This window comes from Acinetobacter sp. WC-323 (assembly GCF_000314615.1).
In the GTDB taxonomy this organism is placed as follows: Bacteria; Pseudomonadota; Gammaproteobacteria; order Pseudomonadales; family Moraxellaceae; genus Acinetobacter; species Acinetobacter courvalinii.
In genome coordinates, this window is sequence record NZ_AMZS01000062.1 from 38457 (window position 1) to 51598 (window position 13142).

Here is a 13142-nt window from a genome sequence, read left to right on the forward strand (position 1 = left end):
GAATTGCAGCAGTATTTCTTTAACCAGAGATACTGCTTTGTTGTTTACCGACTTTTAAGATGGCAAAGAAACCGGCACTGGTAAATAACAACATCATGATGCCCATATTCAGCGATGCTTTCCAGAACAGGAAATTCAGGATGATCCCAGCCAGTAAACCGCAGGCAAATTGCATACTGCCCATAATTGCACTGGCTGTACCTGCACGTGCACCCTGTTGAGACATGGCCAAAGCCATGGCATTCGGCCCGGTTAAACCAATCCCGGAAACCACTAAAAACAAGCCCGGCATCAGTAAGGCTAGAGGTGCATCTGCCATCAGCCCCGCGCCTAGTACAATCAAGGCTCCAAAACACTGAATCGCACCTCCCAGTTTTAAACGCTGGAAAATTCCCATACGGGTATTCAGGTGTTTATTAATCGAGGACATTAGCATGATGCCTGCTGCATTTAAGGCAAAGGCATAAGAGAAATGTTGCTGAGATAAGCCATACTGTCCCATAAAAACCGCAGAAGCCGAGCTGATATAACAGAATAAGGCCGCACCGGTTAAGCAGCCTGCAAACATCGGCACACGGAAACTCTCATCTTTTAAGATCGCTGCATATAGCGTGGTCACCTGATAGACCGATAATTTTAAACGGCGCTCAACCGGCAAAGATTCTTTAAAGAAGAAATGTACACAGAGCCAGCACATTACCCCAATCAGCGCCAAGGTAATGAAAATCGCTTCCCACGGAAAAAAGTTGAGAATCCATGCCCCAAAGATGGGTGCCAGAATCGGTGCCAGTCCCATCACAATCATCATGCTGGAAAATGCCTGTGCAGAACCCTGCATATCCAGACGGTCACGGATTGCAGCACGCGCCATTACAACCCCAACACAGCCGCCCAAAGCCTGGAAAATACGGGCTGCGATCAAGGCCCATTCATTGCTTGCAAAGACACACGCCAGACTGGCGATGGCATATAGTGCCAAGCCAAAATAAAGCGGCTTTTTACGCCCAATCCGGTCACTGACCGGACCATAAATTAGTTGACCCATTGCCAGACCCAAGAAATAGGCAGGCAAGGTATTGGCAACCATTTGTGTACTTACCCCAAATTCATCGGCCATTTGCGGCAATGCGGGTAAATACATATCAATCGATAACGGCCCTAACGCAGTTAACAAAGCAAGCAACATAATCCATGCTGTTGAATATTGACGTTGATTGGTTTGCTCGGCCTGCATACTGCCCCACTTTAACAAATTTTGGAATATTCTAAGCTTAGCATCCCCATCAGTTTTGTGCATAATATTAACGTCTGCGAACACTTTAACCCTGTGAACAGCCACGATGAAAATTCAATTGTAGAATACAAGAAGGACAACCCTTGAATCCTTGGTTCGGACGTTTAAAACAAACAACCTATAACACCACGTTGATGTATAACGTGCGTATGCTGATTGCCTTTACCGGGACAGCTTTCGTTCCTTATTTACTCGATTATCAACTCGCCACCATCCCCTTAACCCTCGGTGTGGTTGCTGCCGCGATTAGTGATATTGATGACCGCTTTTCTGTGCGCATCATGAATCTGATTTATACCTATATCGGATTTTTTATCACCGCTGCATCGGTTCAACTGTTATTCCCTTATCCGGTTGCCTTTGCAATCGGCCTGATTGCTTCCTGTATCGGCTGGATCTTGCTTGGCTCGCTGGGAAGACGTTATGCCACCATTGCGTATGGCTGTCTAGTGACTTCCGTCTATGCCATGCTAGGCGTACATTTATTTGAGCAATGGTATGTTCAACCCGCGCTTCTCGTTGCGGGTGCGGCCTGGTATGGCCTACTCTCTACCATCAGTTTTCTGCTGTTCCCGGTACGAAAAGTCCGGGATCAGCTTTCGGCATCTTATTCGGCGCTGGGAAGTTTCCTGTTTGCCAAGTCCAACCTGTTTGATGTCGACATGACCCCGTCCAGCTATCAACAAAGCATGATTGATATTGCCATGGAAAATGGCAAGCTGGTGGCGATCTTTAATGATCTGCGCATGTCCTTATTAACCCGGCTCAAAGGTGACCGCGGTCAAAAAGATACCCGACGCAGCCTGCAATATTATTTTGTGGCGCAAGATATTCATGAACGCGCTGATTCAGCGCATATTGATTATCAGAAACTGGCCAAAGTGTTCCAGCATAGTGACATCCTGTTCCGCTTCCAGCGCATCCTGTCGATTCAGGGCAAAGCCTGTCAGGATCTGTCTCAATCGATTTTAAGTCGTACCCGTTATGTGCATAACAAACGCTTTAAGCATAGCTTTGAAAATTTACGTACCTCTCTGGAAAAATTGCGGGAAGATGGACATTATGATCAGGTGCGGATTAATGCTCTGTTTGCGCTGTATCAGAACCTGAAATCGATTGATGCGCAATTACAGAATCTGGAAACCGAACGCAATCTGCAAAAGATCAATGCCCAGCATGCAGAAAGCCAGCTGAAAGATGATGATCTCAAAGGCTGGAATGACATTATTGTCCGTGTAAAACAGCATCTTTCTCCTGAATCGGTATTGTTCCGTCATGCTGTACGTTTATCCATTGTGCTATTTATTGGCTATGTGTTTATCCAGATGACCGATATCGCATACGGTTACTGGATCATGTTAACGGCGCTGTTCGTCTGCCAGCCGAATTTTAACGCCACCAAACGCCGCCTCTATTTACGGATTATCGGTACATTGGTTGGTATTATTGTCGGTCTTGCGATTATCTACTTTATTCCTTCAATTGAAGGACAACTGGTCATGCTGGTGCTGAGTGGTGTGCTATTTTTAGAACTGCGCAGTAAGCAATATGCACAAGCCACGGCCTTTATTACCATTCTGGCGCTCATCAATTTCAATCTGGATGGCTCTGCCTTTGCAGCAGGTTTTCCCCGCTTTATTGATACCGTGCTCGGTTGCGCTCTGGCCTGGTTTGGTGTGAGTTTTATCTGGCCGGACTGGAAGTTCCGTAGACTGCCTCGCTCGATCCGCCGTTCTTTACAGGCGCAATGTCAATACCTGAGCGAAGTGGTCGCGCAATATCATCATGGTCGTAATAATGCCCTGAATTATCGGGTGGTACGTCGGGCGGCCCATAATACCGATGCAGAAGTGGCATCACTGATTTCGACCATTGCCACCGAACCGAATATTGATGTTAACCAGAAAAGCCTGGCCTTCGAATTTCTCTGTCTCAGCCATACCTTTTTAAGCTATATCGCTGCCTTGGGTGCGCACCGTGAAAAAATTGAAGATCAGGAAGTGCTGTCCTTACTGGATCAGGCACTGGATGATATTCAGGGAGCGTTACTCAGAGACGAGGTGCCTGATTTATCCGCACAGAATATGATGCAAGCCATCCGTGACCGTTTAAGCCGCAATGAGGAAAATGAACAGAATTCATTGATTATCTTGCAACAACTGTCACTGATGCTGGGCGTACTCACCCGTTTGAGTATGCTGAAACAAAGCCTGAGTCATGAACCCCATGAAGACGGCACCGAATATGCATCGCTCTAATCATTCGCCATTGGCATAATATCTTTGCATGCCAATAGGTGTTAAACTTAACCCAGTTCTAGACTCATTTTTTACACTATGACCGCCAAAACGCTATACGCTTATACGCTACAACCTGTTCCTTACGAAGTTTCTGAAGCTGAACAACGTCAAGCTCAACTTATGATTTGGCGTAGTACCAACAAATTCAGCCGCAAAGCATGGATGATTATGATTGCACTTGTGGTGCTTTCCTTGGTTGCAGCAGGACTAATTAAATATTACTCAACCTACTCAACCGTACTGTGCTGGGTGGTGATTGTAGGGGTGGTGCTGTTTTATCTGATCAAGAAATTTGGTCTGGAATGGTACGTGAAACGCAAGATGACCGAATTCCCTGTTCAGGAAATTAAAGGCTTACGTTTAGGTGTACAACCGCACGGGATCGTGATGCGCCAAAAAATGGGCCTACAAGAAGGTACTGCTACCATTGGCTGGAAAGATATCTATGAATGGTATAGCTCTCCTGACTTTATCCTGGTGAATTTCAAGGTAAAAACGCCTAAAGGTGAACAACAACAAGGTGCTTACATCTTGCCAAAGCGTATGGATTCAAAGAACTTTTCTTTTAATACCGTTCGCAAGCACTTAAATGAGACTGTAGGCGCGCCTAAATCGATTTAAGACACGGATGAACAAGAACCTCTCGCCATGAGAGGTTTTTTATTGCCCATAAAATAAATGAGAATCAAAATCAATATTACCTGCAAAATCCACATTGTATTCTTATTCTTGAGTTATAATTTTTTACATGAATTCCACTCTATTTACATTTTTTGACCATGTTTAAAAAAGTTTTCTTCCAGATACACTGGTTTTTAGGGATCACCGCGGGGCTTATTCTCTCTTTAATGGGAGTTACAGGGGCGATTTACTCATATGAACCACAAATCCTTAAATGGATCAATCAAGACAGCTATGTTGTTGAAGTGGCTCAATCACCCAAATTAACCCCTGCCCAGCTTTATCAACATTTCAATCAACAACAACCAGAAATTGAAATTAACAGTATTACCATCGCTGCTGATCCCGCTGCGTCCTCCACCGTCAATATCAAAAAAGAAGGTGCGCGCCGTGGCTATAACATGATGGTCAACCCATATACAGCGGAAGTTTTACCTGATATTAAAGGTCGTGATACGTTGCAATTTATCCAACGTTTACACCGTAATTTAACGGCAGGTGAATTTGGGGCACAGATTACTGGTGCCTCTACCCTGATGCTGATTTTCTTTGTATTGAGTGGTCTGTATTTACGTTTTCCCAAGAAGCATAGCTTTAAACAATGGTTCTTCATTAAACCCAAGTTGAAAGGCCGTAATTTCATCTGGGATTTACATGCCGTTGTCGGCACATGGGTGGTGATATTCTATCTGCTGTTTGCCTGTACCGGCCTATACTGGTCCTATGACTGGTGGCGTGCGGGGATGTTCAAAGTCATGGGGGTTGAACAACCGCAACGTAACCAACAGCACAATGAATCTGGAAATAGAAAACATAAACAACAAGCTTTATCGACCGAGCAGGTCAATCACATCCTGACCCAGAGCTGGACGGGCGTCAATGCGCAAATCGGGCGTGAATATTCAAGCCTGACCTTAACTATTCCAAAGCGTGACGATGCCAAAGTTGAAGTGTCTTTTGTCGATGCGATTCCACAACATGAGCGCGCACGTAACCAAGCCATCTATAATTACCAAGATCAACAGTTTGAAAAACTTGAACTGTATGAAGATAAAAAGCTCAATGAAAAAATCATGAGCAGTATGCTGCCTGTACATCGTGGCAGTTTCTTTGGTTCGACCTATCAATTTATTGCCATGCTGGCGTCACTCAGCATGCCGCTGTTTTTTGTGACCGGCTGGATGTTGTATTTAAAACGCCGTAAACAGAAGAAGCTGACCCAAGCCGCACGTCAATCCCTTAGCACTCAACAGATTGACCCGAATGCGCAACCTTGGCTGATCACTTATGCGTCTCAAACCGGTGTGGCAGAGCAACTGGCGTGGCGTACAGCGACGAGCCTGCAAGAAGCACAACAACCCACCACGGTAAAACCGATCCAGCAACTGACTGAACAGGACCTGCTACAAACAGCACAGGTTTTATTTGTGATCAGTACCTACGGGACTGGTGAAGCACCCGATCTCGCCTCAGGTTTTAGCAAAAAACTGATGCAGCAAAAGCTTGATCTCAGCCAGATGCAATATGCCGTGCTTGCGCTGGGCTCCAAAGAATATCCAGAAAGTTATTGCAGCTTCGGTTATGCAGTTGATGCATGGTTAAAACAATGTCAGGCACAACCCTTCTTTGATCTTATTGAAGTAGATAATGCCAATGCGCATGATATTCAGCGCTGGAACCAAGCCCTTTCAGTGGTGACCCGACATGAATTACATGCCATGAATATCGAGAAAGTCTTTGATCAATGGACGTTAAGTGCGCGTACGCTGCTCAACCCAAATAGTGTAGGTCAAGCGGCTTATAATATTGAACTGACCTCTGCTTCGGATATGACTTGGCATGCCGGTGATATTGCTGAAATTCAGCCAGCAAATAGCCCAATAGCGATCCAAAACTTTTTAGCCAAACACCAGATTGCAGCACAGACTGTTGTGCAATCGCTCAACCAGACGGTTGAACAGGTACTGTGGGATAAAAACCTGCGTATTGAAACTCAACCTTTCAATAGCATCGAAGAGTTACTGGCGCAGCTTCCAACCTTGCCAACGCGTGAATATTCAATTGCCAGTATCCCGTCGCAACAGTTGTTAAGACTGGTAGTGCGTCAACAATATGATGATAACCATCAACTCGGTTTGGGTTCTGGCTGGTTAACCGAATATGCGCCGCTCAAACAAGCAATCGCGCTACGTATCCGCACCAATGAATCGTTCCATTTGATTGATGATAACCGTCCAATTCTATGTATTGGTAACGGTACCGGTATTGCGGGTTTAATGAGCCTGTTACAGCAGCGTAATCGTCAAAACTACACCGCCAACTGGCTGATCTTTGGTGAACGTCAACGCGAACATGATTTCTTCTATCAGGAAACGATTGAAGCGTGGAAAAATATGGGCACATTGCAACGACTTGATCTGGCCTTCTCTCGTGATCAGCAACAGCGTATCTATGTACAAGATATTCTACGCAATAATGCCGATGAGTTAGTAAAATGGGTCGAGCAAGGTGCGGTGATTTATATCTGTGGTAGCATCGAAGGCATGGCCTCAGGTGTAGACCAAGCTTTAACAGATATTCTCGGTGAACAAAAACTGGATGAATTACGTCAAGCAGGCCGTTATCGTCGAGATGTGTATTAAGCCCTCTCATTAAAAAAAACGAGTGCCAGTCACTCGTTTTTTTATAAGACAATCGCAGTGTTGCCTTTCTTTTAATTTTGCATACACTTAGCACGATTCAAATCGACACAATTAAGATTATGCAAATAAGTTTATGGATTCGCCTTGCTTTAGCCCTTATCGGTTCAGTTCTGTTCTTAGATGGCGCAATTCTGATTGCCTTTAAAAAGATTCATATTGGTACTGTACTCCCGCTACTGCTCGGACTGTTTTTCTGTCTTTATGCTTATTTCTATTATCATGTTGAACGTTTCTTTTTCTACCACTTCCATCTGCATAGCCTGTGGCGTTTTGGCTGGCTGTGTTTTTGGGCATGGTTGGTCAGCTTAGGCTATTTCTTTGATTACCTTGCGGATAATCGTACGGAAACACAACCTGTTGCACCGGTAAAAGCCATTATTGTTTTAGGCAGTGGCGTAGAAAATGGACAACCTTCTGCGACGCTGGCAAAACGATTGGATCGTGCGGCTCCTGTAGCTTTAGCGCAGCCTGATGCAAAACTGGTGCTGACAGGCGGGATTGATTATGGTGAAACCGAAAGCGAAGCTGTGGTGATGTCTGGTTATTTACAGCAGCACTACCATATTCCTAAGTCACAAATCATTCTGGAAGATAAAAGCACCAGCACTGAACTAAACCTTAAAAATAGTCAAACTTTATTACAGGCCCAACACATCAATATCCAGCAACCGATTGCAATTGTCACCAGTGATTTCCACACCTTAAGAGCTGCCGCCATTGCTAGAAAACAAGGCTATCGTAATATTACCCTGCTCGGAGCGACCACACCTTTGGCAACACGCTATAATGCCTGGTTAAGAGAATATTTTGCTTATGCCAGTGGCTGGTTACTGAATGAATATTGATTGAGCCCTTTACTATTCCAATGAGGATGAAGCTGGCTGATGCAAACGAATATCACGCGGTAACGGTAGTTTTAACTCAGCAAATACATCGGGTCGTTGTAAGTAAATCTGGTATAAAAAGTTCTTAATATCTAATAATAAAGCATCGGGGCTAACCAGCAGGTTATTCCCTTCAGGGGTTAAATCCAAAGATAAGATGGTATTATTTTCTTTTAAAAATGGAATCATCTTCTCAATAAAAGCCAACAAGGGTACTTCCTGAATTTCGTATTGTGCCCAATTGTCTTTAATCAATAATTTCGCCAAGCTTTTATTTTGCCATACCGATAATGCATGCTGACCTGATGGTGTTGAACATAAAGCCCAGCCGTCATGATAGAGCGCTATCACGTGACGTTGCATAATAATGTTTTGAATAAACTGACGGTAAGTGTCTTTAAGTGAAGAATTGGCAGATGTAGCTTGAGATTTCGACGCAGCCTTGCGTTGATAAGGATTTCTCATAAAGTACTTCGTATTAGAATCATTATTGATGCTAATCATAAAATAACTTTGTAATGATTACAATGATATGAGATTGGGGAAGATATATGGTGGGCGCTGACGGGATCGAACCGCCGACATTCTGCTTGTAAGGCAGACGCTCTACCAACTGAGCTAAGCGCCCTGAGGAATAAAAATTGATTGAATATCAATTTTTATGACGCAAGACAAACGGAGTGCGTAGTGTCTTACATTATCACCCTCTTGAACAGGGAATCAAGAGAATGGCGCAGCGGACGGGGCTCGAACCCGCGACCCTCGGCGTGACAGGCCGATATTCTAACCAACTGAACTACCGCTGCACTGTATTACTTCCATAGAGAAGTAAATGTCACAAATTATGGTGGGCGCTGACGGGATCGAACCGCCGACATTCTGCTTGTAAGGCAGACGCTCTACCAACTGAGCTAAGCGCCCTGAGCGAGGTAACAAATCTAAAGCATCGCTTTAAAAATTTGTTTGAATATAAAAGACATAAATTCTAATCTATTCAACTCTAGCTATTCTTGCAATCTTAAAGTGGCGCAGCGGACGGGGCTCGAACCCGCGACCCTCGGCGTGACAGGCCGATATTCTAACCAACTGAACTACCGCTGCACGATAATTTTGCAATCATAGCAAACGAATATTAAAACTTAAGTGGCGCAGCGGACGGGGCTCGAACCCGCGACCCCCGGCGTGACAGGCCGGTATTCTAACCAACTGAACTACCGCTGCACTTGAGTCTTAACGTAAAGGCTTGGTGGGCGCTGACGGGATCGAACCGCCGACATTCTGCTTGTAAGGCAGACGCTCTACCAACTGAGCTAAGCGCCCTTAACGTCTTCATCGTTTGTGAGGTGCATTATAGAGAATCTTTACAGCCTGTCAAACGCTTTTGCCATTCTTTTCTGAAAAAACCGTACGAATGATTAAAAAATAAGTGATTCCATGCAAAAACTGATATTTTCGTATTTTATTTAAGCACTTATTTGCATTTTCACATATCGTTTTCTAAGGCTTGTTCGGATATATACACCAGCGCCTGTTCGGAAATGAGTTCAAATAGCTCGATAATTTCATCATTTTTCATTCGAATACAACCATGCGACATCGGAACACCCATTGGCTCTGTATCCGGCGTACCATGAATATAGATATAACGCTTAAAGGTATCGTGCCCTTCCCCATGGTTGAAGCCTTCTTCAAGACCATCCAGCCATAAAATCCGCGACAAGATCCAGTCTCGTTGAGGAAATTGCTGGGCTAATTGCAGGTCGTATACTTCACCTGTCGGCTGACGTGCAATAAATACTGCATTCTTTGGTGCATCGCCGCCAATCTTTTGGGCAACCTGATGCCAGCCTCTTGGGGTCTTTCCACTATTTTCCTGTTCACCAATACCGTTTTTGCCCGAAGAGATCACATAGAATTTATTCTGTTTCGGCAAACGTAGTGTTTGCTGTGCCAAGTCTATGATGATGTCTGCCTGATCAAGGGTATAGGTCATTGTTATCTCGATAGATGATAGAACATCTTCATTTCAACATAGATGAAGTCTTTTTTCTTGTAGTTTTCAGTAGTTTTAGTCGTGTATCAATCTTAAAGTTGGTGTAGGAAAATAAAATACCATCGGAAGATATTGGTTTGGTTCTTTGTTCGTGTTATTCGGATATGTTTTGAATGGGGTTTAAGACAAAGATTGCTTAATGTATTTCCTCGAATACGGTTCTCGTCTTGCGCATGAGGAATCTATTCCGTAAGAGCGTTGCTTTTCTTAACTCGCCACTCGCAGCATAGCTGCTCGTCTTGCGCATGAGGAATATATTCCGCAAGAGCGTTGCTTTTCTTTACTCGCCACTCGCGGCATAGCCGCTCGTCTTGCGCTTCGGGCAAAGCGTTGCTTTGCTTATCCTCGCTCAGGCTCGGGTCTTAACCATAACCACACAGCCACGATAAACATGGTGACATCGGTAAAGACTTTCACCCAAAACGGTGCATTGGTGAACAGCATCAAAATACCGCTAAGCAGCATCATGATACTGGCAATCCATTTCGCCTTCCGCGGGACTGTGCCATGTTCACGCCAGTTGCGTAAGGTCGGGCCATATTTAGGGTGATTTAATAACCAAGCATCCATTTCCGGCCAGCCTTTGGAAGCCGCCCATGCAGCCAGAATCAGAAAAACCGTAGTGGGCATGCCTGGTAAAATTGCCCCAATGATTCCCAACGTAATAAAAATCACGACCAGACTACGCCAGAATAAAGTTTTCATTGAGCAATTAACCAACACCTGTTTACAACCGTGCTAGTATAAAGTGTTTTTATTGTGGTTTCTTAAACTTAACCTATTATTTCCATGATTGAGTGGCTTGATGTCTAAAATGCTTACCACCCCTTGTTTTTTTGAGCCGTGGTTACAGTTTAACAATCCGATCGTACGGCATTTAGCCTTCTGTATTGCAAGCCCCAATATTCTGGCAGACATTCCAGACGATCTCAGCCTGAAAAATCATTTTGAATTACATCCAGACCCGATTTGGCAAACCCATTATCAAAATTATGAATCACGTTTAAAGCAACTGGATCAGCAGCCCCAGCCGCTGGTTGATTTTCTGGCACAACTCAAAAGCACACGACTAGGCCTGCGATTTGAGAACCTGCTCTGGTTCTGGCTACTGGACGATGATTACCATCCTTATCAGTTGCTCGGACATAGCATTCAAAAAATTGCAGGTGCGGTGACTTTAGGCGAACTGGACTTTGTTTTGCTCAATCAGGAAACCCAACAAGTTGAACATTGGGAAGTGGCTTTAAAATATTATTTAGGTGAAGGAAAACTGGCACTGGCTCAATGGTTTGGATTAAATAGACAAGATACCTTACAGCGCAAACTCAAACATTTTACCGAACGTCAATTCCAGTTTACTGAAGCCAACAACCATCTCATTCAGCGTAAGTTTGCAGTCATGAAAGGTCAGCTGTACCTGCCTACGCAACAGGATAAATCAAGTCTTCCATTTTGGATTAATACTTCACGGCGTTTAGGTCAATGGGGAACTCAGATACCAAGTACGCCTTATTATCGTTTGCAAAGACATGAATGGCTCTGTCCTGATCAGGAGGCTTCTTCACAACCCGCTCTCTGGTGGACCAATGGTCTGTATTATCAATCTACAGCCACACCAAGTTTTTATATGTACCGTCAGGCTTCACTTTTATGTAGTTTTACTTCATTCACTTGTTAATAGCTAAGATAACATTTTATAACACATTTACCATCAAACCCTTATGTTCATTTTGCAGTAATTTTTTTAGCCTCTTAAGTACATCATAATTACATTTAAACGGAGAAGATGATGAAAAAAATCTTAGTTGCTTCGATCATGACTGCTTTTGTTCTCACTGGCTGTAATACATTTAAAGGTTTTGGGCAGGATGTATCTAAAGCGGGTGATAAAGTCTCTCAAACTGCCGAAAAAACTCAAGATAAAATGTAATTTCTATAAAACAAGCTGTACCGAACCTTATCTAGAACTAGATAAGGTTTATTTTTAATACCTTTCTCCATCAGATTCCCCTATTATACCGGTTCATATTTCACCAGATTTAGCTACATCCCGCATGAACCATTCCGATACGCTTGAACTTAGTTTACAACTCCTACGCCAGCCTTCAGTAACCCCTGTTGACCATGATTGCCAGAAGATTATGGCCGAACGCTTAGCAAAGATTGGCTTTAATATCGAAAACATGCGTTTTGAAGATGTTGATAATTTATGGGCGCGTCGTGGTACTGAAAGTCCGGTATTCTGCTTTGCAGGCCATACCGACGTGGTGCCGACCGGTCATTTAGATGCATGGAATTCAGACCCGTTTTTACCGAGTATTCGTGATGGAAAACTCTATGGTCGTGGCTCTGCCGATATGAAAACAGCGTTGGCGGCCATGGTAGTTGCGTCTGAACGTTTTGTTGCCAAACATCCCCACCATAAAGGCTCGATTGCATTCTTAATCACTTCGGATGAAGAAGGTCCATCGATTAACGGTACCGTTAAAGTGGTTGAAACACTGGAAGCGCGCAATGAAAAAATGACCTGGTGTCTGGTCGGTGAACCATCCAGTACACATCAGTTGGGTGATATTGTTAAAAATGGTCGTCGTGGTTCGTTGAATGCGGTTTTAACCGTTCATGGTAAACAAGGCCATGTGGCCTATCCGCATCTGGCTGAAAACCCGATCCATACTGCATCTAAAGCGCTGAATGAGCTGTGTGAAACGGTCTGGGACAATGGCAATGAATATTTCCCTGCGACTTCTTTCCAGATTTCCAATATTCAGGCAGGCACAGGCGCGACCAATGTGATTCCTGGTACGCTTAAAGTGACTTTTAACTTTCGTTATTCAACTGAAGTTACCGCCGATATCCTGAAACAACGTGTGCTTGAGACTTTAGATAAACATCAGCTCAACTATGATATTCAGTGGACTTTGTCTGGCTTACCCTTCCTGACTCCGGTAGGCGAACTGGTGAATGCAGCAAAAACCGCGATTAAAAATGTGACTGGCGTTGATACCGTACTTTCAACCAGTGGTGGAACCTCTGATGGTCGCTTTATCGCGCCAACCGGTGCACAGGTGCTTGAGTTGGGCGTATTGAATGCCACCATCCATCAGATCAATGAACACGTCAATGTCGCAGAATTAGAACCGTTAGCTGAAATCTATGAGCAAATTTTAGTAGAATTGCTAGCTTAAGCTTGTAGCTAAGCGCATAAAAAAAGGAACTCCAATGAGT

General features: G+C 44.1%; 11 protein-coding genes and 6 tRNA genes. 7 read left to right on the plus strand and 10 right to left on the minus strand.

Features of this window, described 5'->3' with window-relative positions; genetic code table 11:
* Window positions 1-19 precede the first annotated feature (19 nt).
* The gene (locus tag ACINWC323_RS02745) at window positions 20-1234 is read right to left on the minus strand and encodes a multidrug effflux MFS transporter (RefSeq protein ID WP_032881709.1); all 1215 of its coding nucleotides are present in this window, start codon (window positions 1232-1234) and stop codon (window positions 20-22) included.
* Between the two features lie 143 nt (window positions 1235-1377).
* Here ACINWC323_RS02745 and yccS point away from each other — a divergent pair, with 143 nt between their 5' ends.
* The 4 genes from yccS to ACINWC323_RS02725 all read left to right on the plus strand — a co-directional run bounded on the left by yccS (window position 1378) and on the right by ACINWC323_RS02725 (window position 7822).
* Complete coding sequence (yccS, locus tag ACINWC323_RS02740) at window positions 1378-3552, plus strand: YccS family putative transporter (RefSeq protein ID WP_009515022.1); 2175 nt, start codon at window positions 1378-1380, stop codon at window positions 3550-3552.
* 78 nt (window positions 3553-3630) lie between these two features.
* On the plus strand, window positions 3631-4215 hold the full coding sequence (locus tag ACINWC323_RS02735; protein ID WP_005226976.1) for a YcxB family protein: 585 nt from the start codon (window positions 3631-3633) through the stop codon (window positions 4213-4215).
* A gap of 158 nt (window positions 4216-4373) precedes the next feature.
* A complete protein-coding gene (locus tag ACINWC323_RS02730) occupies window positions 4374-6917 on the plus strand; it encodes a PepSY domain-containing protein (protein WP_032881710.1) in 2544 nt (847 codons plus the stop codon).
* Between the two features lie 119 nt (window positions 6918-7036).
* Window positions 7037-7822, plus strand: a complete 786-nt coding sequence (locus ACINWC323_RS02725; RefSeq protein WP_009514982.1) for a YdcF family protein — start codon at window positions 7037-7039, stop codon at window positions 7820-7822.
* A gap of 12 nt (window positions 7823-7834) precedes the next feature.
* On the opposite strand, the gene ACINWC323_RS02720 is transcribed toward ACINWC323_RS02725, so the two are convergent.
* The 9 genes from ACINWC323_RS02720 to ACINWC323_RS02680 form a co-directional block, all read right to left on the minus strand.
* A complete protein-coding gene (locus tag ACINWC323_RS02720) occupies window positions 7835-8326 on the minus strand; it encodes a DUF2750 domain-containing protein (protein ID WP_005288779.1) in 492 nt (163 codons plus the stop codon).
* 87 nt (window positions 8327-8413) lie between these two features.
* Window positions 8414-8489 (minus strand) — tRNA-Val (locus ACINWC323_RS02715).
* Between the two features lie 101 nt (window positions 8490-8590).
* Window positions 8591-8667, minus strand: a tRNA-Asp gene (locus tag ACINWC323_RS02710).
* A 39-nt stretch (window positions 8668-8706) separates the two neighbouring features.
* Window positions 8707-8782: transfer RNA gene (locus ACINWC323_RS02705), tRNA-Val, on the minus strand.
* A gap of 103 nt (window positions 8783-8885) precedes the next feature.
* A tRNA-Asp gene (locus tag ACINWC323_RS02700) sits at window positions 8886-8962 on the minus strand.
* A 43-nt stretch (window positions 8963-9005) separates the two neighbouring features.
* Window positions 9006-9082, minus strand: a tRNA-Asp gene (locus ACINWC323_RS02695).
* Window positions 9083-9105: 23 nt separating this feature from the next.
* Window positions 9106-9181, minus strand: a tRNA-Val gene (locus tag ACINWC323_RS02690).
* 163 nt (window positions 9182-9344) lie between these two features.
* A complete protein-coding gene (gene elsL, locus ACINWC323_RS02685) occupies window positions 9345-9854 on the minus strand; it encodes a cell wall-recycling L,D-carboxypeptidase ElsL (protein WP_009515024.1) in 510 nt (169 codons plus the stop codon).
* A gap of 399 nt (window positions 9855-10253) precedes the next feature.
* A complete protein-coding gene (locus ACINWC323_RS02680; protein WP_005288785.1) occupies window positions 10254-10619 on the minus strand; it encodes a YbaN family protein in 366 nt (121 codons plus the stop codon).
* 100 nt (window positions 10620-10719) lie between these two features.
* On the opposite strand from ACINWC323_RS02680, the gene ACINWC323_RS02675 reads away from it, so the two are divergent.
* From ACINWC323_RS02675 to dapE, 3 genes are all read left to right on the plus strand, one after another.
* Window positions 10720-11592 (plus strand): DUF1853 family protein, encoded by an 873-nt coding sequence (locus ACINWC323_RS02675; protein WP_009515017.1) that lies wholly within the window; start codon window positions 10720-10722, stop codon window positions 11590-11592.
* A 108-nt stretch (window positions 11593-11700) separates the two neighbouring features.
* Complete coding sequence (locus ACINWC323_RS02670; RefSeq protein WP_165569309.1) at window positions 11701-11844, plus strand: entericidin A/B family lipoprotein; 144 nt, start codon at window positions 11701-11703, stop codon at window positions 11842-11844.
* Between the two features lie 124 nt (window positions 11845-11968).
* Entirely contained in the window at window positions 11969-13102 is a 1134-nt protein-coding gene (gene dapE / locus ACINWC323_RS02665) for a succinyl-diaminopimelate desuccinylase (protein WP_032881711.1), read from the plus strand.
* Window positions 13103-13142: the final 40 nt, after the last annotated feature.